General features: G+C 57.4%; 25 protein-coding genes. 15 read left to right on the top strand and 10 right to left on the bottom strand.

Annotation, left to right across the window (positions count from 1 at the left end; translation table 11 throughout):
* Positions 1-128: 128 nt before the first annotated feature.
* Entirely contained in the window at positions 129-1814 is a 1686-nt protein-coding gene (locus tag V7Q49_RS08895; RefSeq protein WP_039029554.1) for an aspartate:alanine antiporter, read from the bottom strand.
* 275 nt (positions 1815-2089) lie between these two features.
* Here V7Q49_RS08895 and V7Q49_RS08890 point away from each other — a divergent pair, with 275 nt between their 5' ends.
* Positions 2090-2479 (top strand): inner membrane protein YbjM, encoded by a 390-nt coding sequence (locus V7Q49_RS08890; protein ID WP_333850386.1) that lies wholly within the window; start codon positions 2090-2092, stop codon positions 2477-2479.
* 13 nt (positions 2480-2492) lie between these two features.
* Here the strand turns inward: V7Q49_RS08890 and V7Q49_RS08885 are convergent, their stop codons facing one another.
* Positions 2493-2762, bottom strand: coding sequence for a GrxA family glutaredoxin (locus tag V7Q49_RS08885; protein ID WP_333850385.1), 270 nt, complete (start codon positions 2760-2762; stop codon positions 2493-2495).
* Positions 2763-2942: 180 nt separating this feature from the next.
* Between V7Q49_RS08885 and nfsA the strand changes: the two genes are divergently transcribed.
* From nfsA to V7Q49_RS08830, 11 genes are all read left to right on the top strand, one after another.
* Positions 2943-3665 carry an oxygen-insensitive NADPH nitroreductase gene (gene nfsA / locus V7Q49_RS08880; RefSeq protein WP_333850384.1) on the top strand — a complete coding sequence of 241 codons (723 nt, stop codon included), beginning with the start codon at positions 2943-2945 and terminating at the stop codon, positions 3663-3665.
* 72 nt (positions 3666-3737) lie between these two features.
* Positions 3738-4640 (top strand): 30S ribosomal protein S6--L-glutamate ligase, encoded by a 903-nt coding sequence (rimK, locus tag V7Q49_RS08875; protein WP_333850383.1) that lies wholly within the window; start codon positions 3738-3740, stop codon positions 4638-4640.
* A gap of 43 nt (positions 4641-4683) precedes the next feature.
* Entirely contained in the window at positions 4684-5160 is a 477-nt protein-coding gene (locus V7Q49_RS08870) for a YbjN domain-containing protein (RefSeq protein WP_333850382.1), read from the top strand.
* 349 nt (positions 5161-5509) lie between these two features.
* A complete protein-coding gene (potF, locus tag V7Q49_RS08865; RefSeq protein WP_333850381.1) occupies positions 5510-6622 on the top strand; it encodes a spermidine/putrescine ABC transporter substrate-binding protein PotF in 1113 nt (370 codons plus the stop codon).
* A 96-nt stretch (positions 6623-6718) separates the two neighbouring features.
* Entirely contained in the window at positions 6719-7852 is a 1134-nt protein-coding gene (gene potG, locus V7Q49_RS08860) for a putrescine ABC transporter ATP-binding subunit PotG (RefSeq protein ID WP_333850380.1), read from the top strand.
* Positions 7853-7861: 9 nt separating this feature from the next.
* Entirely contained in the window at positions 7862-8812 is a 951-nt protein-coding gene (potH, locus tag V7Q49_RS08855; RefSeq protein WP_333850379.1) for a putrescine ABC transporter permease PotH, read from the top strand.
* Positions 8809-9654 (top strand): putrescine ABC transporter permease PotI, encoded by an 846-nt coding sequence (potI, locus tag V7Q49_RS08850; protein ID WP_333850378.1) that lies wholly within the window; start codon positions 8809-8811, stop codon positions 9652-9654. The genes potH and potI overlap by 4 nt, the downstream gene beginning before the upstream one ends.
* A gap of 59 nt (positions 9655-9713) precedes the next feature.
* On the top strand, positions 9714-10202 hold the full coding sequence (locus V7Q49_RS08845) for a YbjO family protein (protein WP_333850377.1): 489 nt from the start codon (positions 9714-9716) through the stop codon (positions 10200-10202).
* A 40-nt stretch (positions 10203-10242) separates the two neighbouring features.
* Positions 10243-11370 (top strand): 23S rRNA (uracil(747)-C(5))-methyltransferase RlmC, encoded by a 1128-nt coding sequence (rlmC, locus tag V7Q49_RS08840; protein ID WP_333850376.1) that lies wholly within the window; start codon positions 10243-10245, stop codon positions 11368-11370.
* 171 nt (positions 11371-11541) lie between these two features.
* Positions 11542-12234 carry a response regulator transcription factor gene (locus V7Q49_RS08835; protein WP_333850375.1) on the top strand — a complete coding sequence of 231 codons (693 nt, stop codon included), beginning with the start codon at positions 11542-11544 and terminating at the stop codon, positions 12232-12234.
* Positions 12231-13685 carry a sensor histidine kinase gene (locus V7Q49_RS08830; protein ID WP_333850374.1) on the top strand — a complete coding sequence of 485 codons (1455 nt, stop codon included), beginning with the start codon at positions 12231-12233 and terminating at the stop codon, positions 13683-13685. The genes V7Q49_RS08835 and V7Q49_RS08830 overlap by 4 nt, the downstream gene beginning before the upstream one ends.
* Positions 13686-13748: 63 nt before the next feature.
* Here V7Q49_RS08830 and artJ read toward each other — a convergent pair whose 3' ends face one another.
* From artJ to V7Q49_RS08800, 6 genes are all read right to left on the bottom strand, one after another.
* Complete coding sequence (artJ, locus tag V7Q49_RS08825) at positions 13749-14480, bottom strand: arginine ABC transporter substrate-binding protein ArtJ (protein WP_333850372.1); 732 nt, start codon at positions 14478-14480, stop codon at positions 13749-13751.
* Between the two features lie 173 nt (positions 14481-14653).
* Complete coding sequence (gene artM, locus V7Q49_RS08820) at positions 14654-15322, bottom strand: arginine ABC transporter permease ArtM (protein ID WP_333850369.1); 669 nt, start codon at positions 15320-15322, stop codon at positions 14654-14656.
* Positions 15322-16038 carry an arginine ABC transporter permease ArtQ gene (gene artQ, locus V7Q49_RS08815; RefSeq protein ID WP_333850368.1) on the bottom strand — a complete coding sequence of 239 codons (717 nt, stop codon included), beginning with the start codon at positions 16036-16038 and terminating at the stop codon, positions 15322-15324. Before artQ ends, artM begins: the two co-directional genes overlap by 1 nt.
* A gap of 6 nt (positions 16039-16044) precedes the next feature.
* Positions 16045-16776 carry an arginine ABC transporter substrate-binding protein ArtI gene (gene artI, locus V7Q49_RS08810; RefSeq protein WP_333850367.1) on the bottom strand — a complete coding sequence of 244 codons (732 nt, stop codon included), beginning with the start codon at positions 16774-16776 and terminating at the stop codon, positions 16045-16047.
* Between the two features lie 19 nt (positions 16777-16795).
* Complete coding sequence (gene artP / locus V7Q49_RS08805; RefSeq protein ID WP_333850366.1) at positions 16796-17524, bottom strand: arginine ABC transporter ATP-binding protein ArtP; 729 nt, start codon at positions 17522-17524, stop codon at positions 16796-16798.
* Between the two features lie 213 nt (positions 17525-17737).
* The gene (locus V7Q49_RS08800; RefSeq protein ID WP_333850365.1) at positions 17738-18256 is read right to left on the bottom strand and encodes a lipoprotein; all 519 of its coding nucleotides are present in this window, start codon (positions 18254-18256) and stop codon (positions 17738-17740) included.
* A gap of 116 nt (positions 18257-18372) precedes the next feature.
* On the opposite strand from V7Q49_RS08800, the gene V7Q49_RS08795 reads away from it, so the two are divergent.
* From V7Q49_RS08795 to V7Q49_RS08785, 3 genes are all read left to right on the top strand, one after another.
* Positions 18373-18696 (top strand): heavy metal-binding domain-containing protein, encoded by a 324-nt coding sequence (locus V7Q49_RS08795; RefSeq protein ID WP_271269368.1) that lies wholly within the window; start codon positions 18373-18375, stop codon positions 18694-18696.
* On the top strand, positions 18693-19523 hold the full coding sequence (locus tag V7Q49_RS08790; RefSeq protein WP_333850360.1) for an N-acetylmuramoyl-L-alanine amidase: 831 nt from the start codon (positions 18693-18695) through the stop codon (positions 19521-19523). Before V7Q49_RS08795 ends, V7Q49_RS08790 begins: the two co-directional genes overlap by 4 nt.
* A gap of 255 nt (positions 19524-19778) precedes the next feature.
* Positions 19779-20402: a helix-turn-helix domain-containing protein gene (locus tag V7Q49_RS08785; protein ID WP_333850358.1), complete on the top strand. Its 624-nt coding sequence runs from the start codon at positions 19779-19781 to the stop codon at positions 20400-20402.
* On the opposite strand, the gene V7Q49_RS08780 is transcribed toward V7Q49_RS08785, so the two are convergent.
* On the bottom strand, positions 20396-21055 hold the full coding sequence (locus tag V7Q49_RS08780; protein ID WP_333850357.1) for a hypothetical protein: 660 nt from the start codon (positions 21053-21055) through the stop codon (positions 20396-20398). The two genes, V7Q49_RS08785 and V7Q49_RS08780, sit on opposite strands and share 7 nt — an antisense overlap.
* On the bottom strand, positions 21055-22632 hold the full coding sequence (locus V7Q49_RS08775; RefSeq protein ID WP_333850356.1) for a peptidoglycan-binding protein: 1578 nt from the start codon (positions 22630-22632) through the stop codon (positions 21055-21057). The genes V7Q49_RS08780 and V7Q49_RS08775 overlap by 1 nt, the downstream gene beginning before the upstream one ends.
* Between the last annotated feature and the right edge of the window lie 232 nt (positions 22633-22864).

Genomic DNA, 22864 nt, shown 5'->3' with positions numbered 1-22864 from the left:
ACGGCGGGGTTGATGGGCTCCACAAATTGGGGACATCAAAGAAAAGCAGTGGCAATAGTTATGACTGACGTCTGGCAGAAAAGTTCTGCGCATCGCGAAATTTTTTCACCCTTGCGCAAATTTCTCCCTTACCCCAGCCCCGGCCAGATGATGATGATCAAGGTCCCCGCCAGGGTTAACAGCACGTTAGCGATGGCATAGGTGCCGGCATAGCCCAGCGCCGGAATGTTGCTGCGTGCGGTATCGCTGATGATTTCCATCGCAGGGGCACAGGTACGGGCCCCCATCATCGCGCCAAACAGCATGGCGCGGTTCATGCGCAGCACGTAGGCGCCGAACAGGAAACAGATCACCACCGGCACCAGGCTGACGATTAACCCGGCGACCAGCATCTGCCAGCCCACCGCGCCCAGGCTGTGGCCAATCCCGCTGCCCGCGCTTAAGCCGACGCCCGCCATAAACACCATCAGGCCAAACTCTTTCACCATGTTCAGCGCGCCCTGCGGGATATAGCCGAAGGTCGGGTGGTTAGCACGCAGGAAGCCGAGCATGATCCCGGCGAACAGCAGACCGGCGGCGTTGCCGATACCGAAGCTAAAGTTGCTGAACTGGAAGGTGATCATCCCGATCATCAGGCCGACGATAAAGAAGGCGCAGAACGCCAGCAGATCGGTCACCTGACTGTGAATGGAGATAAAGCCGATGCGGTCGGCAACGGTCTTCACGCGGCGCGTGTCGCCGCTCACCTGGAGCACATCGCCCTTGTTCAGGACGATGTTGTCATCAATTGGCATCTCAATCTGGCTGCGGATCACCCGGTTGAGGAAGCAACCGTGATCGGTCAGCTTGAGCTGTGCCAGGCGGCGGCCGACGGCGTTGTGGTTTTTGACCACGATCTCTTCGGTAACGATGCGCATGTCGAGCAGGTCGCGGTCGAACACCTCTTTGCCGTTACGGAAGCTCGGATCGAGACGGGCGTGCGCATCCGGATAACCGACCAGCGCGATATCATCCCCCATCTGTAACACCGCATCGCCGTCCGGGTTCGCGAGGATGCCGTTACGGCGAATACGTTCGATATAGCAGCCGGTCTGGCGATAGATGCCCAGCTCGCGCAGATTTTTACCGTCGGCCCAGGCCACCAGCTCCGGACCCACGCGGTAGGCGCGGATCACCGGCAGATAGACTTTACGTTTGCTGTCGGTGTCCAGACCGCGCTCCCGGGCGATCTGCTGGGCGCTGGTCTGCAGATCCTGATGCTGCAATTTCGGCAGATAGCGTGCACCCACAATCAGGCTCACCAGACCAATCAGATAGGTCAGGGCATAGCCGAGGCTGAGGTGGTCCAGGGCCAGCGACAGCTGGGCGTTATCCAGCCCGAGATGACGCAGCGTATCCCCGGCCCCCACCAGCACCGGCGTGGAGGTCATCGACCCGGCCAGCATGCCTGCCGTCAGGCCGATATCCCAGCCAAACAGTTTGCCTAAACCCAGCGCGATGAGCAGGGCGCTACCGACCATCACCAGCGCCAGCATCAGATAATTTTTGCCGTCGCGGAAGAAAATAGAAAAAAAGTTGGGTCCGGCTTCAACACCGACACAAAAAATAAACAGCATAAAGCCCAGGTTCAGGGCATCGGTGTTAATGCTGAAATGCTGCTGGCCTAATAATAACGAAACGACTAAAACGCCAATAGAATTACCGAGTTGGATTGACCCGAGACGTAATTTACCCAGGCAAAGACCCAGAGCCAGTACCACAAATAATAACAGGATGTAATTCCCGTTTAACAATTCTGCGACGTTTATGTTCACGGAGGATAACTTTTCGTTTACCAGTAAGTGGTTGAATGGGTGGGATATTTAGGCTACTGTTTTGCACTGTAAGAGAAGGCGTAACGCTCTTGATCGCGCAGTATAATATATCCCACAAAGTAATATCAAACTATTAGTTAATTTTTAACAGATATCACCTTTTGATAGCGATAACGTAATGACGTGCTGATTTTGGCAAGGAATGCCGGGTGACTCAACTAATTGGCGTCCCGCGGGACGAAAAAAGTATTTGCCCGCAATAGCAGGGGGATAGAGTGAATATTAAACGTAACTGGTTTGGTGTGGCTTGCTGCTTTTTACTGTTCACCGCGGTTTGCGTCTGTCTGACGTTTAGGGTGAGGGGGGCGTTTATATCCGCAGGCTACCCAGGGCTGGGGTTACTCTTCTTCACCTTACCGGGTATCGCAGCCAGCTTTTTCTCCCGCGGCGGAGAAGTCATCAGGCCGTTGGTGGGGGCGATCCTCGCCGCGCCGGTCTGCCTGGTGGTGATGCGGATGATGTTTATCCCGTCACGCACGCTGGTGCAGGAGCTGGCCTGGCTGTTGAGTGGTGTATTCTGGTGTGCGTTAGGTGCGCTGTTCTTTCTGTTCGTGCGCCGGGCGCTGGAGAATCGCCGCGAGAGAATAAAAACGCCCTCAGAGTGAGGGCGTGAAAGGCTTACTGGGCAGCGAACAGCCCCAGGTGCTCTTTGGCATAGGCTTCAAAATCGGTAAAGCCGCCGATGTGGTTCTGATCGAGGAAAATCTGCGGAACGGTTTCAACCGGTTTACCGACGGTTTTTTCCAGATCGGCTTTGCTGATACCTTCGGCATGAATGTCCACGTAGCGGTAGTTAAAATCTTCACGCTCAGCGGTCAGTTTTTCTGCCAGATCTTTTGCGCGCACGCAGTAAGGGCAACCCGGACGTCCAAAAATCACTGCAAACATGTTCTCTCTCCTGAAACTAAGCCAGACGGCGAATAACGCTATATTGCCGATAACCTTCAGTAATGGAAAGCAGGTTCTGCCTGTTACATTGATATCTTCAGGCTATGTTTGGCCAATTACAGCCGCCTTTTCTTTGCCTATACTGGCGAAATGTCAGTAACGCCCGAAAAGAGAGATAAGATGACGCCAGTGATTGATCTGCTACGTTCCCACCGCTCCATCCGCCATTTCACCGATCAACCCATCAGCGATGCCCAGCGCGAGGCCATTATTGCCGGTGCGCAGGCTACCTCCAGCTCCAGCTTCCTGCAGTGCAGTTCCATTATCCGCATCACCGACCCCGCGATGCGTGAACAGCTGGTGACCCTCACCGGCGGGCAGCAGCACGTCGCCCAGGCGGCGGAGTTCTGGGTTTTCTGCGCCGACTTCAACCGCCATCTGCAAATCTGCCCTGAGGCGCAGCTCGGCCTGGCAGAGCAGCTGCTGCTTGGGGTGGTGGATACCGCGATGCTGGCGCAGAACGCCATGACCGCGGCGGAGTCGCTGGGGCTGGGTGGCGTCTACATCGGTGGCATCCGCAACAGCATTGAGGCGGTGACCGAACTGCTGCAGCTGCCAAAGCACGTCCTGCCGCTGTTTGGCCTGTGCCTCGGCTGGCCGGCCGATAACCCGGACGTCAAGCCGCGCCTGCCTGCGGCAATGGTGGTGCATGAAAACCACTATCAGCCGGTCGATCAGGAGGTGCTGGCGCAGTACGACGAGGAGCTGGCGAACTACTACCTCAGCCGCGCGACCAATAATCGCCGCGATACCTGGAGCGACCATATCCGGCGCACCATCATCAAAGAAAATCGTCCGTTTATTCTCGACTATTTGCATAAACAGGGCTGGGCTACGCGATAAGTCCATTCATCCTGCGCCTGCCTGCGTGTATGATACGCAGGCTTTTACCGGATTATGTCTGAGAGGTGCAGGGTGAAAATTGCCATATTGTCCCGGGATGGAACGCTCTTTTCCTGTAAACGCCTGCGTGAAGCGGCGGAGCAGCGCGGCCATCAGGTCGACATCCTCGATCCGCTGTCCTGCTATATGAATATCAGCCCGGCGGCCTCCTCCATTCACTATAAAGGTCGTCAACTGCCGCACTTTGACGCGGTTATCCCGCGCATTGGATCGGCCATCACCTTTTATGGCACCGCCGCGCTGCGCCAGTTTGAGCTGCTTGGCAGTTATCCGCTGAATGAATCCGTGGCCATTACCCGGGCGCGCGACAAACTCCGCTCTTTGCAGCTGCTGGCCCGTCAGGGGATCGACCTGCCGATCACCGGTATTGCCCATTCGCCCGACGACACCAGCGATCTGATCGAGATGGTCGGCGGTGCGCCGCTGGTGGTTAAGCTGGTGGAAGGTACGCAGGGGATTGGCGTGGTGCTGGCCGAAACCCGCCAGGCGGCAGAGAGCGTGATCGATGCGTTTCGCGGCCTGAACGCGCACATTCTGGTGCAGGAGTATATTCAGGAGGCGAAAGGCCGCGATATTCGCTGCCTGGTGGTAGGCGATGAAGTGGTTGCGGCCATCGAACGCCAGGCCAAAGAGGGCGATTTTCGCTCCAACCTGCACCGGGGCGGCGTTGCCCGGATGGTCGAGATCACTTCCCGTGAGCGGGAGATTGCCCTGCTGGCCGCCCAAACGCTGGGGCTCGATATTGCCGGGGTCGATATCTTACGTGCCGATCGCGGGCCGCTGGTGATGGAAGTTAATGCCTCACCGGGGCTGGAAGGCATTGAGAAAACCACCGGGATTGATATCGCCGGAAAGATGATCGGCTGGATAGAGCGCCAGGCCACGCCGGAGTTTTGCCTGAGAACGGGCGGATAACTGACCTGACACGCACTGTTATTTTTTAAGGGGTTCCACCGATATGGATTCACTCGTTGTACCGACACTTGATACCTTGCGTCACTGGCTCGACAACATGGGCGTCAGCTTTTTTGAATGCGACACCTGCCAGGCGCTGCACCTGCCGCACATGCAAAATTTTGACGGCGTGTTTGATGCCAAGCTCGATCTGATTAACGACGTCATTCTGTTTTCCGCGCTGGCGGAGGTCAAACCCTCGGCATTGCTGGCGTTAGCATCGGATTTGTCCGCCATCAATGCCAGTTCTTTGACGGTGAAGGCATTTCTCGACATACAGGATGATAATCTGCCGAAGCTGGTGGTTTGCCAGTCTTTATCCGCATCTGTCGGGTTGACCTTCCCGCAGTTCGCGGCCTTCGTTCAGCAGAGCGAAGAGCAGATCTCCATGGTGATGCTTGAAGCCAGCGCGCATCATCTGTTGTACAACACCGAAGAGGGCGCTGAACAACCTGAATCTTCGGGCAATTTTCTGCACTAAAGCTGTCTGACTTTTAGGCAGTCGCTGTCGTGGCGGCTGCATAACACCCTCGTTTCTGCTGGATTTAACCTTTCTTTAAAGAATTATTCACCGCCATCCCGCCAATTCGGCTTATCACATAGACATTTCCTGCATAAAAAATTGTTAAAAGGCGTTTTTTAATCTGAGCTATAGCTACGGAGACAAGCTACAGTTTATTCTTGCGATGCCGTTAGATGCGAGCAGATACTGCCACCTGCGTAACATCTTCTGCTGCAGGCAGAGTGATAAATTATGCACGTTTCTTGCATAGGCTAAGAGTGTTCATTTTTAGTGCGTTTGTTAACGCGCTTTCAGAAGGATTACCGCTATGATCGCTTTAAATAAAAAATGGTTATCGGGTCTGGTTGCAGGTGCTCTGATGGCTGTCTCTGCCGGCACGCTTGCTGCTGAACAAAAAACGCTGCATATCTATAACTGGTCTGATTATATTGCCCCGGACACGGTGGCGAATTTCGAAAAAGAGACCGGTATCAAAGTCGTTTACGACGTCTTCGATTCCAACGAAGTGCTGGAAGGCAAACTGATGGCGGGCAGTACCGGCTTCGACCTGGTGGTGCCGTCAGCCAGCTTCCTCGAGCGTCAGCTCTCCGCGGGCGTGTTCCAGCCGCTGGATAAAAGCAAACTGCCGGACTGGAAAAACCTCGATCCCGAGCTGCTGAAGCTTATCGCCAAACACGACCCGGACAACAAGTACGCTATGCCGTACATGTGGGCGACCACCGGTATCGGCTATAACGTCGATAAAGTGAAACAGGTGCTGGGTGCCGATGCGCCGGTGAACAGCTGGGATCTGGTGCTGAAGCCAGAGAACCTCGAGAAGCTGAAAAGCTGCGGCGTGTCCTTCCTCGACGCCCCGGAAGAGGTGTTTGCCACCGTCCTGAACTACCTCGGCAAAGATCCAAACAGCACCAAAGCGGATGACTACACCGGCCCGGCCACCGACCTGCTGCTGAAGCTGCGTCCGAATATCCGTTACTTCCACTCCTCTCAGTACATCAACGATCTGGCAAACGGTGATATCTGCGTGGCCATCGGCTGGGCTGGAGACGTCTGGCAGGCGGCTAACCGCGCCAAAGAAGCGAAAAATGGCGTGAATATCTCCTATTCGATCCCGAAAGAGGGGGCGATGGCCTTCTTTGACGTCTTCGCGATGCCTGCCGATGCGAAGAACAAAGACGAAGCCTATCAGTTCCTGAACTACCTGCTGCGTCCGGACGTCATTGCCCACATCTCTGACCACGTCTTCTATGCCAACGCCAACAAAGAAGCAACCAAGCTCGTGAGCGCTGAGGTGCGTGATAATCCGGGTATCTACCCTCCAGCCGACGTACGCGCCAAGATGTTCACCCTGAGCGTCCAGGAGCCGAAAATCGACCGCGTCCGTACCCGTGCGTGGACGAAAGTGAAAAGCGGTAAATAACCGCTCCTCGTAGGCCGGGCAAGCGTAGCGCCCCCGGCAACAGGCGCACCGTTCTGGTGCGCCTGCACCAGTTTGATTGATGCCGGAGAGCACCCCGTGAACGACGCGATCCCCCGCCCGCAGGCGAAAACCCGTAAAGCGCTAACCCCGCTGCTGGAAATCCGTAACCTGACCAAATCCTTTGATGGTCAAAATGCCGTGGATGATGTCAGCCTGACTATCTACAAAGGCGAAATTTTTGCCCTGCTGGGCGCATCTGGCTGCGGGAAATCGACGTTGCTGCGCATGCTGGCCGGGTTTGAACAGCCCAGCGCCGGGCAGATCATGCTCGACGGCGTTGACCTCTCCCAGGTACCGCCGTACCAGCGTCCTATCAATATGATGTTCCAGTCTTACGCACTCTTCCCGCACATGACCGTGGAGCAGAACATCGCCTTCGGCCTGAAGCAGGACAAAATGCCGAAAGCCGACATCGCCGCCCGCGTGGCCGAAATGCTGAGTCTGGTGCACATGCAGGAGTTCGCGAAGCGTAAGCCGCATCAGCTCTCGGGCGGCCAGCGTCAGCGCGTGGCCCTGGCCCGCAGCCTGGCGAAGCGGCCCAAGCTGCTGCTGCTGGATGAGCCAATGGGGGCGCTGGATAAAAAACTGCGCGACCGCATGCAGCTGGAAGTGGTGGATATTCTGGAGCGCGTGGGCGCGACCTGCGTGATGGTGACCCATGACCAGGAAGAGGCGATGACCATGGCCGGACGCATCGCGATCATGAACCGCGGCAAGTTCGTGCAGATTGGCGAGCCGGAAGAGATCTACGAGCATCCGACCACCCGCTACAGCGCCGAATTTATCGGCTCCATGAACGTCTTTGAAGGGCTGCTGAAAGCGCGTGAAGAGGACGGGCTGGTGATCGACTCGCCGGGCCTCATCCATCCGCTGAAGGTGACTGCCGACAACTCGGTGGTGGATAACGTGCCGGTGTACGTGGCGCTGCGCCCGGAGAAAATCACCCTCTGCGACGCGCCGCCCGCCGACGGCTACAACTTTGCGGTGGGGGAGGTGGTGCATATTGCCTATCTGGGCGATCTCTCCATTTATCACGTCCGGTTGAAGAGCGGGCAGATGATCAGCGCCCAGCTGCAGAACACTTACCGCTACCGCAAAGGGCTGCCGACCTGGGGCGACGAAGTGCGTCTGTGCTGGGAAGCGGACAGCTGCGTTGTGCTGACGGTATAAGGAACGGCGATGAGCAAACCTGAACCTGTGACCCGCCAGGCTGCGGGCATTGATACCAGCTGGCTGACGCGAATGCAGATGGCCCACGGGCGCAAGCTGGTGATCGCGCTGCCTTACGTGTGGCTGATCCTGCTGTTCCTGCTGCCGTTCCTGATTGTGTTTAAAATCAGCCTGGCGGAAATGGCGCGTGCGATCCCACCCTACAGCGATCTGGTGGAGTGGGGAGACAGCCAGCTGTCGATCATGCTCAACCTCGGCAACTTCCTGCAGCTGACCGACGATCCGCTCTACTTTGACGCCTATCTGCAGTCGCTGCAGGTGGCGGCGATCTCGACGATCTGCTGTCTGCTGCTGGGCTACCCGCTGGCGTGGGCGGTGGCGCACAGCAAGCCCTCGACGCGTAATATCCTGCTGCTGCTGGTGATTTTACCCTCGTGGACCTCGTTCCTGATCCGCGTCTATGCCTGGATGGGGATCCTGAAAAACAACGGCGTGCTGAACAACGTCCTGATGTGGCTGGGGGTGATCGATCAGCCCCTGACTATTCTGCACACTAACCTGGCGGTCTATATCGGCATTGTGTACGCCTATCTGCCGTTTATGGTGCTGCCGATCTACACCGCCCTGACGCGCATCGACTATTCGCTGGTCGAGGCGGCGCTGGATCTCGGTGCCCGTCCGCTGAAAACCTTCTTCAGCGTCATCGTGCCGCTGACCAAAGGCGGGATTATCGCCGGGTCGATGCTGGTGTTTATTCCGGCGGTGGGGGAGTTCGTGATCCCGGAACTGCTCGGCGGCCCGGACAGCATCATGATTGGCCGCGTGCTGTGGCAGGAGTTCTTTAACAACCGCGACTGGCCGGTGGCCTCGGCGGTGGCGATCGTAATGTTGCTGCTGCTGATCGTGCCGATCATGTGGTTCCACAAGTATCAGCAGAAACAGATGGGAGATCACGGATGAACAATTTACCGGTAGTGCGCTCGCCGTGGCGGATCCTGATCCTGGTGATTGGCTTTACCTTCCTCTATGCCCCGATGCTGATGCTGGTGATCTACTCCTTCAACAGCTCCAAGCTGGTGACGGTGTGGGCGGGCTGGTCCACGCGCTGGTACGGCGAGCTGTTCCATGACCAGGCGATGATGAGCGCCGTAGGGCTAAGCCTGACCATTGCCGCCTGCGCGGCGACGATGGCGGCGATCCTCGGCACTATTGCCGCGGTGGTGATGGTGCGCTTTGGCCGTTTCCGCGGCGCCAACGGGTTTGCCTTTATGATCACCGCGCCGCTGGTGATGCCCGACGTCATCACCGGGCTGTCGCTGCTGTTGCTGTTTGTGGCGATGGGGCACGCCATCGGCTGGCCGTCGGATCGCGGCATGCTCACCATCTGGCTGGCCCACGTCACCTTCTGTACCGCCTATGTGGCGGTGGTCATCTCTTCGCGGCTGCGCGAGCTGGACCACTCCATTGAAGAGGCGGCGATGGATCTCGGGGCGACGCCGCTGAAGGTGTTCTTTATCATCACCCTGCCGATGATCATGCCAGCGGTGGTCTCCGGCTGGCTGCTGGCCTTTACCCTGTCGCTCGACGATCTGGTGATCGCCAGCTTTGTCTCCGGTCCGGGGGCGACCACGCTGCCGATGCTGGTCTTCTCCAGCGTGCGCATGGGGGTCAACCCGGAGATCAACGCCCTGGCGACGCTTATTCTGGGCGTGGTCGGCATCATCGGGCTGATCGCCTGGTATCTGATGGCGCGGTCTGAAAAACAGCGTCAGCGCGATATCCAGCGTGCAAGACGCAGCTGAAGCTCCTAAAATCTGCAAAGAAGCGTAATTGAGATGCCGCGTTAACGCGGCATCGTTTCATGGAAGACATCACGTTGGGATTTTTCACTAAAACAAGCCGGTCACATGCCCGTCTGAATGTTCCTGCTCTGGTGCAGGTGGCGGCGCTCGCCATTATTATGATCCGCTGCCTCGATGTATTTATGATTTTCAATACGTTGGGCGTGCGCGGCATGGGCGAGTTCATTCACCGCAGCGTCCAGACATGGAACCTGACGCTGGTCTTTTTCGCCAGCCTGATGCTGGTGTTTATCGAAATCTTCTGCGCCTTTTCGCTGGTGAAAGGGCGGAACTGGGCGCGGATCGTCTACCTGCTGACCCAGGTGGTCGCCACCGGCTATCTGTGGGCCGCGTCGCTGGGCTATGGTTATCCCGAACTGTTCAGCATCCCCGGCGAGTCAAAACGCGAGATCTTCCACACTCTGGTGATGCAGAAGCTGCCCGACATCCTGGTGCTCGGCCTGCTGTTTGTCCCCGCGGCCAGCCGACGGTTTTTCCGTCTGCAATAACGTGTATAATCGCTGCCCCCAGACGTATTAAGGTTTCGTTATGCAGTGCGCACTCTATGACGCCGGTCGCTGCCGCTCCTGTCAGTGGATAGAGCAGCCGGTCTCTTCTCAACTTTCCGCCAAAATGGCCGACCTGCAGACCTTACTGTCTGGCCTGCCGGTGGCGGAGTGGTGCGCGCCGATCAGCGGGCCGGAGCAGGCGTTTCGCAATAAAGCCAAAATGGTGGTTAGCGGCAGCGTCGAAAAACCGCTGCTCGGGATGCTGCACCGCGACGGCACCCCTGTCGATCTGACCGACTGCCCGCTCTATCCGGCGTCGTTCGCCCCGGTCTTTGCCGCCCTGAAACCCTTTATCGCCCGCGCGGGCCTCACGCCCTATAACGTGGAGCGCAAGCGCGGCGAGCTGAAGTACATTCTGCTCACCGAAAGCCAGCTTGATGGCGGGATGATGCTGCGCTTCGTGCTGCGATCCGACGCTAAGCTGCCCCAGCTGCGCGCGGCGCTGCCGTGGTTGCAGGCGCAGCTGCCGCAGCTGAAGGTCATCACCGCGAACCTTCAGCCGGTGCATATGGCGATCATGGAAGGCGAGGAGGAGATCTTCCTCACCGACGCCCAGGCGCTGGCGGAGCGGTTTAACAACGTGCCGCTGTGGATCCGCCCGAAGAGCTTCTTCCAGACCAACCCGACCGTTGCCAGCCAGCTGTACGCCACCGCGCGGGACTGGGTGCGGGGGCTTCCGGTCAACCATATGTGGGATCTGTTTTGCGGCGTCGGCGGCTTTGGCCTGCACTGCGCCACCCCGGAGATGAAACTGACCGGGATTGAGATCTCTGCCGAGGCGATCGCCTGCGCTACCCAGTCGGCCACCGAGCTGGGGCTGACCAATCTGCACTTCCAGGCGCTGGATTCGACGCAGTTCGCCACCAGAGAGGGCAACGTGCCGGATCTGGTGCTGGTTAACCCACCGCGCCGCGGTATCGGCAAGGCGCTGTGCGACTACCTGAGCCAGATGGCCCCGCCGTTTATTATCTACTCCAGCTGCAATGCGCAGACGATGGCGAAAGATCTCCGTGAGTTACCGGGCTATCGCCTGGCGCGCGTGCAGCTGTTCGATATGTTCCCGCATACCGCGCACTACGAAGTGCTGACCCTGCTGATTAAGTCCTGAGCCTTGCCCGGCGGCGCTGCGCTTGCCCGGGCCTACGGTTTATTCCCTCTCCCCTATGGGGAGAGGGTTAGGGTGAGGGGATCAGCGCGCACAATCTTAAACAAAATGTGAACGTTTCCCGCCCTGGAAATCGGGTAAGCTTTACCTGTTAAGAATGAATAAGGCTGACCGATGAAGCAGATCCTGCTGGTGGAGGACGACGGCGATATCGCCGCGTTACTGCGCCTCAATTTAGAAGACGAAGGCTATGTGATTACCCACGAGGCGGACGGGGGCAGGGCGCTGCACCTGCTCGGCCAGGCCCACTGGGATGCGGTGATCCTCGACCTGATGCTGCCCAACGTGGACGGGCTGACCCTCTGCCGCGCCATCCGCCAGCGCGACCACTACCTGCCGGTGATTATCATCAGCGCCCGCAGCAGCGAAACCGAACGCATTCTGGGCCTTGAAACCGGGGCCGATGACTACCTCGCCAAACCCTTCTCGGTGCAGGAGCTGGTGGCCCGCATTCGCGCGCTGTTCCGCCGTCAGCAGGCGATGGGCCAGCAGACGTCCGGACTGATCGCCGCCCACGGCCTGACCATCGACCCGCTGGCCCGCAGCGTCCTGCTGCACGGCGAGGGGGTGGATCTCACGCCGCGTGAGTTCGATTTACTCTACTTTTTCGCCCGTCATCCCGGGGAGGTCTTCTCCCGCCTGGCCCTGCTCGAACAGGTGTGGGGATACCAGCACGAAGGCTACGAACACACCGTCAATACCCACATCAACCGTCTGCGGGTCAAAATTGAAAAAGATGCCGCCGAGCCGGAGGTGATCCGCACCGTCTGGGGCAAAGGCTACAAGTTTGCCCGGGAGGCGGAATGACGCGCCGTCTGACCCTGCTGTTTATCCTGTTGCTGACGGGCTGTGCGGCGGTGGCCTGCGCGGTGCAGCTCTGGACCAGCATGCAGTACGGCAACGCCATGGTGCAGCGCCTCTCCGGCGGGCTGGCGCAGCACATCGCCCAGCGTGAAACCCTGCTGGATGCCAACGGGCAGGTCGATCGCACCCGGCTCAAGCCGCTGTTTGACCGGCTAATGACCTTTAACCCCAGCGTGGAACTTTACATCCTCTCCCCCGACGGGGAGATCCTCGCCGATGCCGCGCCGCCGGGGCATATCAAACGGCAGAAGCTCGCTGTTGCGCCGGTGCAGCAGTTTCTCAGCGGCGGGATGATGCCGGTCTACGGAGACGATCCCCGCACCCTGACGGGAGAGAAGGTCTTTAGCGCCGTGCCGCTGCATCAGGACGGCGTCCTGCGCGGCTATCTGTACATCATTTTGCAGGGGGAAGAGCTGAACGCGCTGGCGGAGCGGGCGTGGCAGAAAACGCTGTGGAGCACGGTGCTGTGGTCGCTGCTGCTGGTGGCCCTGTTCGGCGCGCTGGCGGGCGGTCTGGTCTGGTACTGGGTCACCCGGCCGGTGAAGCAGCTCACCGACGAGGTGAGCGGTCTGGATCGGGAGAGTATGCACGTCATCAAGCAGCTGGCCGCTCAGCCTCAGCAGGTCGCTCCGTCTGACGAAGTGGCCCTGCTGCGCAACACCTTTATCGAACTGGCGCAGCAGATCGCCAGCCAGTGGGATCAGCTGGCGGACAGCGACCGGCAGCGCCGGGAGTTTATCGCCAATATCTCCCACGATCTACGCACCCCGCTGACCTCACTGCTCGGGTATCTGGAGACCCTGTCGCTGAAATCCGGCACGCTTTCGCCGCAGGAGACCCAGCACTATCTCTCTATCGCCCTGCGTCAGGGGCATAAAGTGCGTCATCTCTCCCAGCAGCTGTTTGAGCTGGCGCGCCTCGAGCACGGCAGCATCAAGCCGCAGCGGGAGCGCTTTGCCATCGGGGAGCTGATCTCCGACGTGGCGCAAAAGTTTGACCTGGCGGTGGAGACCCGTCAGCTGCGGCTGCATATCGACGTGCCGCGCCAGCTGCCGATGATCAATGCCGATCTGTCGATGATCGAGCGGGTGGTGACGAATCTGCTGGATAACGCCATCCGCCATACGCCGCCGGGCGGCGAGATCGGGCTGAAAGTGTGGCTGGAAGGCGAGCAGCTACAGGTGGAGGTGAATGACAGCGGGCCGGGTGTGGAGGAACATCTGCGCGATCAGCTGTTTATGCGGCCCTCGGCGCTGAGCCAGCAGGCGTCACGGGATAATCGCGGCGGACTGGGGCTGTTGATCGTCAAAAGAATGCTGGAGCTGCACGGGGGTGGGATCAGGCTGATGGAGGCGGCGAACGGAGCCCGTTTTCGCTTCTTTGTGCCGCTGTGAGTAACGCCGGGTGGTGCGGTTTTGTAGGCCGGGTAAGCGTTAGCGCCACCCGGCAAAACAATCTTACTGCGGGAACCACTGGTCGCTGATTTTCTGGTAGGTGCCGTCCGCTTTAATCGCTTTCAGCGCGCCGTTCAGTTTTTCCACCAGCGCTTTGTTATCCGGGCGTACTGCAATGCCCAGACCGGTGCCGAAGTACTGCGGGTCGGTCACTTTATCCGTTGCGGTGCCCAGCTGCGGGTTGGTTTTCAGCCACTCGTTCACTACCGCCGTGTCGCCAAACACGCCATCGATACGGCCATTTTTCAGGTCGATAATCGCGTTCTGGTAGCTGTCGTAGGCCACGGTTTTCACTTCCGGGTGCTTATCCTGCAGGTATTTCTGGTGCGTGGTGCCGTTTTCCATCCCAATGCGCTTGCCTTTCAGCTCATCAAAGGACTTGTAGGCCCCTTTCCTGGCAATCACTACCGCAGAGTTGGCGTAGTACGGCTCGGTGAAGGTGACCTGCTTGCTACGCTCCGGGGTGATGTCCATACCTGAGATCACCGCGTCATATTTTTTAAATTTCAGGGACGGGATCAGGCTGTCGAAGGCGTGGTTAGTAAAGGTGCACTCGGCCTGCATCTGGGTACAAAGCGCTTTTGCCAGGTCGATATCAAAGCCGACAATCTGGTTGCTGGCATCCAGCGATTCGAACGGCGGATAGGTCGCAGAAACACCGAAGTTGATTTTATCGGCGGCAGAGGCGCCCGCGGCGAAGGTTGCCAGTAAAGCGGCCAGAACTAACTTTTTCATTGTGAAGCTCCCGTCTGTCAATCTTGTCATTATGTGCCGTGTCTGCGGCTGGGAGTTACAATGCCACTGAATGAATTTGTATGCAATAAAAATGATTAAATATTAATTATCCATAAAAAAAGGCGGACAGTGGTTAGACTTGTCCGCCTTTTTTAATCACATTGTATGCAGTTTTAGTTGCGACGTTCGAACGCCAGCGCTCTACGCTCAACCAGACGCATCAGCAGGGTCAGCAGGCCGTTGACCACCAGGTAGATCACCCCGGCAGCACCAAACACCATCACATCGTAGGTGCGTCCGTACAGCAGCTGTCCGTGGCCCATCACCTCCATCAGGGTGATGGTGTAGGCCAGAGAGGTACTCTTGAACACCAGCACCACTTCGTTGGAGTACGAGGAGAGGGCGCGCTTGAAGGCGTACGGCAGCAGGATCGCCAGCGTGTCTTTCTTGCTCATCCCCAGCGCACCGCACGACTGCCACTGCCCGTCCGGGATGGCGCGGATCGCGCCGTAGAACAGCTGCGTGGTGTAGGCGGCGCTGTTCAGCGACAGGGCCAGTAGGGCGCACAGCCACGGCTCGGAGAGCAGGTGCCACAGCACCGGATACTCCTGCAGCGTCGGGAACTGCCCCGGGCCGTAGTAGATCAGGAAGATCTGCACCAGCAGCGGGGTGCCGGTAAACAGGGTGATGTAGCCGCGGACGATCCACACCAGCACCGGCGTTTTCAGCGTCAGGATGATGGTGAAAATCAATGCCAGCACCAGCGCCACGATAATCGAGGCGACGGTCAGCGTCAGGCTGGTGTGCAGCCCTTTCATCAGTTCGGGTAAGTAATCCAGCATCAGCCTGGTCTCCGTTCAAAACGCGTCGCACGCAGGTCAATACGCTTGAGGATGTACTGACTGAGCAACGTGATCACCAGGTAGATAGCCGCCGCCACGATGTACCAGGTAAAAGGCTCCTGGGTACGGGTGGCGATGCTTTTGGTCTGCAGCATCAGGTCGTTAACGCTGATTAAGCTCACCAGGGCGGTATCTTTCAGCAGCACCAGCCACTGGTTACCGAGGCCCGGCAGGGCATGACGCCACATCTGCGGCATCACCAGACGGAAGAAGATCGACGTTTTCGACAGCCCCAGCGCCTGACCGGACTCCCATTGACCCACCGGCACCGCTTTCAGCGCGCCGCGCAGGGTCTGCGAGGCATAGGCGGAGTAGAGCAGGGAGAGAGCAATCACGCCGCACAGGAACGGGCTGACGTCGAAGTTTTCGATCTGCATCTGGATCGGGATCTGCACCACGCCCAGATTGAGCGTAAAGCCGTCCGACAGCATCAGCAGCAGCTGCGAGGAGCCGAAATAGATAAACAGGACCACCAGAATTTCCGGCAGGCCACGAAGAAGGGTCACCAGTGCAGAGCCGGTCCAGGCGACAGGTCGCCATTTAGCCGACTCCCACACGGCAAAGATCATCGCCAGCACCAGGCCGATGATCAGCGCACAAACGGCAAGGCCGACGGTCATCCCGGCGGCGCTTGCTAATGGAAAAATTTCGTTCATCAGTTCTTACTTCTGGAACCATTTTTTGTAGATGGAATCGTACGTGCCATCTTGCTTCACTTTTTCCAGCGCGGTGTTGAATTTCTGCTGCAGCGCGGTGTTACCCTGGCGCACGGCAATACCCAGACCGGTGCCGAAGTAGTCTTTATCCGTCACTTTATCGCCAACCGCCGCCAGCTTGTCGTTGGCCTTCAGCCACTCGGTTACCACCGCGTTGTCACCAAAGACGGCATCAATACGGCCATTCTGCAGATCCAGACGGGCGTTCTGGTAGCTGTCGTACGGCACGGTGGTGATTTCCGGGTGCTTATCCATAATGAATTTCTGGTGGGTGGTGCCGTTCTGCACGCCCACTTTCTTGCCTTTCAGCGCATCAATCGACGCGTATTTACCTTTCTGACCGATAAACAGGGCAGAGTTCTCGTAATACGGGGTGCTGAACAGAACCTGCTTCTCACGCTCAGGGGTGATATCCATACCGGCCATCACCGCGTCGATACGGCGGAATTTCAGGCTCGGGATCAGGCTGTCGAAAGACTGATTGGCGAAGGTACAGGTGGCGTCGATCTCTTTACACAGGGCGTTAGCCAGATCCACATCGAAGCCGACGATCTTGTTATTGGCATCCATAGACTCAAACGGAGGGTAGGAGGCTTCCGTAGCGAAACGAATGGTCTCAGCGGCTGTTGCCGAGAGGCTAACGCTTGCAAGCAGGGCGGCAATCACTAGTTTTTTCATTGTCGTTTTCTCGATTCGATTAGTGAGACAGATAATTTCTGAACGCGTCGGTCTGCGGCTGGGCAAAGCAGCTCGCATCCCCTTGCTCGACGATATGACCGTTTTCCATATAGACCACACGACTGGCGGTTTTACGCGCCACTTCCACTTCGTGGGTCACGATCACCTGCGTAATGTTGGTTTCCGCCAGCTCGCGAATGATGCTGACGATCTGGGCGGTGATTTCCGGGTCCAGCGCGGCGGTCGGTTCGTCAAACAGCAGCACGGCAGGCTCCATCATCAGGGCGCGGGCAATGGCCACACGCTGCTGCTGACCACCGGAGAGGTGCAGCGGATAACGATCGCTGTAGGGCTTCAGGCGCAGACGTTCCAGCAGCTTCTCGGCACGGGCCAGCGCCTGCTCTTTAGAGAGGCCCAGTACGCGGCACGGTGCTTCGATCAGGTTCTGCTGCACGGTGAGGTGCGGCCAGAGATTATATTGCTGGAACACCATACCGACGTTCTGACGCAGATCGCGGATCGCTTTCTCAGACGGCGCTTTGGCAAAATCAAAGTGATTACCGGCGATATCCAGCGTACCGGAGCGCGGCATTTCAAGCAGATTGAGGACGCGGAGCAGCGAGCTTTTACCCGCGCCGCTTGGGCCTAACAGCACCAGCGTTTCGCCCTCAGGACAATTCAGTGTGATGTCGAACAGCGCCTGGTGTGCGCCGTAGAAGCAGTTAATGCCGTTTAGTTGAATACTCATCGGGGCAGTCTTTACTCATCCAGGCAATCTATAGCAATTGAGGCCGCAAATAGTACCGTTGACAGAATAGTTATGCAATATTTATGCGTTAAAAGTTAAATATAAACCGAATCTATCCCTAAACATAGCACAAAGTAGCGAGCGGAGATGGCGACGAGAATAAATGTCGGCATTCCTCACGAAATGCCAGACATTTTGCGGGGTTTTATCTGCTTAACGGTTTTCAATAGACTGGCGCAGGGTGCCTGCCGGGGCGTGAACGCTGCCGCCGAGGTAGCGCACGTCATCAATGGCCCAGCACTGTCCTTCACGGATCATCAGCACTTCATCCTGCCAGGTCTCGCTGCCCTGGGTCAGTTTCACCCGCAGCGGAATGTTACGCGCATCGGTATTGGGGATGGTCGAGGCGCTGGAGACTTCCGCCGTTTGCGGCGCGATGGTGCGGCTGGAGAACGGATCGTCTTTGAGCAGGTTCTTATGCTGCGGATCGCGGCTGGCATCGCTCAGCAGCTGGGCCAGGCTATCGCTGAGGTACGGGCGCAGCGCGGTGAAGTCATTGCTGCGGTGCGAAATGCGATAGTCATAGAACTGTTGAGCCACGGCATCCGGCCCGCCGGTGATGCAGCTGCCGCTGCGGGTTCCGATATCCTTGAAAGCCGGGGTGACCGGGGTGGTGCAGGCGCTGAGCAGCAGCGCGCACGGCACTAAAAGCGTCAAAGCAGAATAGCGCATGTTGATTTCCTTATTAGGCTGCAATAATTAACTAACCTTTAAATGATAGCGTAACGATCCGATAATGGTTTTGTTCTTAATCGGTTAGGCACTTAACGCACAAAAAGGAGATGACGATGCAATTTTCAACCACCCCCACCCTGGAAGGGCAGCCGATCAGCGAATACTGCGGCGTGGTAACGGGCGAGGCCATTCTCGGGGCCAATATCTTCCGCGATTTTTTTGCCGGTATCCGCGATATCGTCGGCGGTCGCTCTGGCGCTTATGAGAAAGAGCTGCGTAAAGCCCGTGAAATCGCCTTTAAAGAGCTGGGCGAGCAGGCGAAGGCGCTGGGCGCCGATGCCGTAGTGGGTATCGATATCGACTACGAAACCGTCGGCAAAGACGCCAGCATGCTGATGGTCAGCGTCAGCGGTACGGCGGTGAAAACGCGCCGATGAAGCAGGCAATTGCGCCCGTCCTGCTGGCGTTGCTGCTGGCAGGCTGTGCGACAGAAAAAGGCGTCGTCGATAAAGGTGCTTACGAGCTGGATGCCCGGCGTCAGGCCCAGGCGGCTTATCCGCGTATCAAAGTGCTGGTGATCCACTACACCGCCGACGACTTTGACAGCTCGCTGGCCACCCTGACCGATAAAAACGTCAGCTCCCACTATTTGATCCCGGCGATCCCCCCGCAGCACAACGGCAAGCCGCGGATCTGGCAGCTGGTGCCGGAGCGCGATCTGGCCTGGCATGCCGGGGTCAGCTTCTGGCGCGGCGCGACCCGGATTAATGACACCTCGATTGGTATTGAGCTGGAGAACCGCGGCTGGCAGAAAAGCGGCGGCCAGAAACGCTTCGTCCCGTTTGAACCGGCGCAGATTGCCGCCCTGATCCCGCTGGCGAAGGACATCATTCAGCGCTACGACATCAAGCCGCAGAACGTGGTGGCCCACGCCGATATCGCCCCGCAGCGCAAAGACGATCCGGGGCCGCTGTTTCCCTGGCAGGCGCTGGCCCGGCAGGGGATAGGTGCCTGGCCGGATCCGGCCCGGGTCGCGTTTTATCTCAACGGGCAGTCGCCGTACCAGCCGGTAGAGACCCCGGCTCTGCTCGATCTGTTGGCCCGTTACGGGTATGAGGTGCCGGAAAATATAACAGCGGCACAGCAGAAACGCGTCATCATGGCGTTTCAGATGCATTTCCGTCCGCAATTATGGAATGGTGTTTCTGATAAAGAAACAATGGCGATTGCCGAAGCCTTACTGGAAAAATACGGGCAGGGATAGCCCTGAAAAATCACCCTTTCTGCCTGTTTTTACATCATTTCCTTAAGATTAATCTTAAGTACATTTGTGATTCATTTTTAGTTAATTGACTTAAAATTACCCACATCTAATATAGACGCATAGCTTGCTAAGCAATCTGGAAAATAAAATATCCTTTGAGAGTTAATCTCATCCAAATACATCTTGATGTTTATATCGCGATCCTGTCGTCGCAGTGATTTTCCTTTATTTATAAAAAATGAAACAGGCATAATAATGTTAAGCGCATATATAGAAAATAGTCGCCCTGATAAAGCGATCGCCCCGATAATTGCCGCCACCGCACATTATCCAGAAAGAACGTTAAAGAAATGGCAGAAAATTATTACTGCCGATACCAATTACGTTCACCTGATGATTCGCGGCGAAATAGAAATCCGGCGACATTCTGATGAATTAAGCATGTTTACCATGCGCCACGCCGGTTTTTTAGGCGTCTCCGCCGTCTATAATAAAGCGTCATACATGTACGGTCTTGCCCGTGAGACCACCGTTATTCGCACTATCAGACGCGATGAGTTTGAGCGCCTGATCGGTGAGCAAAATCTCTGGCCGCAGTTCACCCAAATTCTCGTCTGGTATATAGGTTTGCTGACTAAACGCGATGATGTTCTGGTTGCCCGCAGTGCCTACTCAGTGGTGCGCGAATTTCTACTGGAAATAAATGAACTGATCATTTCCCAGAATCGTGATATTAACGTTTACGACTATATTCAGGAATACACCAACCTGGCGCGCAGCACCATTATTAAAATCCTCTCGGACCTGAAAAAAGGTCACTATATTGTGGTCGAAAAAGGCAAGTTGATTAATATCACCAGCCTGCCGGAACGCTACTGACTGTCATATTTTATATCTCCATGGGTGAAAGCCGGTGGGGATTTTTTTTGCCCTGTCGCTGAAATACGTTCAGTTCTCAGCATCGTCGTCTGGTTTATCACCTCATCGCCCGTTACGGTACTCGCTTGCGACTCATCGACGGGTTCTTCCGGTCGTTTCCCCTGAGAATAATCTTGCTGCTGATCCTTGAGGGCTTGCATAAAGCGTTCTTTTAGCGATACCGACTCCGTAGCGGGTGGAACTTCGTGGCTGTCGGGTAAGGGTTCACTGGAAATATCGCTCTCCGGGGCTTGCTGCCAGTCAGAACCTCTCTCCATGATCGTCGGATCCTCCGTCGGCAACGGCGGGGCGTTGTATTCCGGAGCGAGGGTTTTGGGTTTGGGTGCCGGGAACGGTTTGGAGACATACACATAATGCATATCAGAAAGCTGGGTCTCCGGTTGCGCGACGCTCACCGGTTTGGGCACGGGTGCCGGGTGGCGAAGATGCCAGTAAATATGCGCATACATCCCGGCGAACAGGATGGCCCCCAGGCAGCATAAACAGGTCAGCGCCCCGATCAGGATTTTATTCAACGAGGGGAGGCGGTACGAAAACCAGACCGCTTCGCCGGTCTGGAAGCTGCGCTGCGCAGCAAGACAAATTGTGGACATTAGTGGCTGTTTCCTTTCGCCAGCGTTTGCAGGGGGGTGTCCGTCATCGGCGTTAAAATGGCGGGCGTGGTGTTATTCACGCGCATCAACTGCATCAGCGTCTCTTCACCGGGCAGGCCGTCGACGTTGAGTTTTTCCTTCGTCTGGAAGTCGCGGGTTCGCTTCACCAGCGCCTGGGTCCAGGTGCGGGCGTGCGTTTCCGGCTCGTGCAGTGCCAGGCTGAGCTGAGCATCGATCCAGGTCAGATCCTGACTGTCACTGGCCGCGTTGATCTCCGCTTTCCCCGCCGGGGTCAGACGGTGCAATAACGTATAGTTGCCGGTCGCGTGGGCGGTAAACCAGCCGCGCTTCACCTGCCAGGTGCGGTTGTTGATCAGCAGATCGAGCGAATCCGTACCCACCCGGGCCACCACCGCATAGTTAAGATGATTTCCGGTTTTCAGTTCGCTCACCCACGGATAACCCTCGTTTTCCAGCACCGGTAGCGGGGCGTTCCCCTGTTTACAGGTGAGATTTACCCGGCCCGCATTCTGGCACAGCGCCTCTTCGGCTGACGGGTCATACCCCCACATGGTGTAGAGCTGGTGCATGGCGTCCGGCTGGTTGACTACCTCATTTTCAATCTTCGGCTGTACCGGTGCCTGGGGGGCGCGGGTCAGCTGTTTCCAGCTCGCGGGTATCGGCGGCGGCACGGGCAGCTTCCCGGTGATGGCGGACGAGAAGTGCCACCCGCAGGCGGCAAACAGTAAGCTGGCGAACAGGCCGACCGTTGCCAGACCGGTGCGGCGGCTTGTGCGCGGCAGCACTTCACCCGCCGCAAGCCGTAAATGACGCGGGCCAACCTGGGCGGCGCGTTCGGTCCAGGCCGCCAGCAGCGACAGGTGCGCCAGCGCGTTCAGCTTGCTGACCGACCCTTTAGTCAGGGCATGCAGGCGGCGAATACGGGCCAGCGTAAAGGGTGAAGCGTCGGCACCCTGTTCCTGCACCTGGGCCTGAACATAGCTCACCACTTCCCGGCCGGTAAGGGAACGTAGCGCGTGGCGGGTATGCACGCGGGAGGCCAGGCCGGAGTGCGCCATCAGACGCGCCTCCTGATCCGGCGTGCCGGTGAGCACCAGCGTCAGCGGCACCTCGCACTCCTGGGCGCGAGACAACAGCATGCCCAGGGTTTCCCAACAATTATCGCGCATGGCCTGCACTGCAGCGATGGTCAGCACCATGCCAGTTTTTTTGCAGGTGGGATAATTTCCCTGCCACTGACGTAGCACGGCATCAATGGCGTGAATTTTGTTGTGGGTCTCTTTTACGCTGGCACTGAGCTTATAGAGCAGCGCCTTTGCGTTAAGTTTTGGAAACGCGTTGAGGGTAATGGCAGCGGGTGCCTTTGCCCGTAATTGGCTGGTGAAGGCGTTCAGCAGCCCTTCGTCATCACTGAACAGCGCAGCAATCCCGGGAACGGTCGATTTCTCTGCCAGCATGCCGAAGACATCCTGATGATACGGGGCAAAGAAGCTGCCGCAGGGGCGGACCGCGCTCCTGAAGGGCTGGCTGGTAAATTTAAAATGACTCAGATACATAACGCTTCACCGTGGTATTTCATTAACCGATATTCAGGCAGGAAAGTAAGGGAAGGGGCTGAATGGGTCAATTTTTCCGCAGGAGAAAAATAACCTGGCGGCGCCAATTAACATTGCGATTTTTCTGGGTCAATATTTTTCTTCATTAAAGTTAACGGCAAACCCGATGGAGCCAGAAGGGCATCATTATTACTATTTTGGCGTGTTTCAGGTGCAGCGACAGGCTGTTGAT

Source organism: Leclercia sp. (assembly GCF_036780805.1).
Classification (GTDB): domain Bacteria; phylum Pseudomonadota; class Gammaproteobacteria; order Enterobacterales; family Enterobacteriaceae; genus Enterobacter.
The sequence above is the reverse complement of the archived record's forward strand: the minus strand, read 5'-3'. Positions and strand labels throughout refer to the sequence as shown.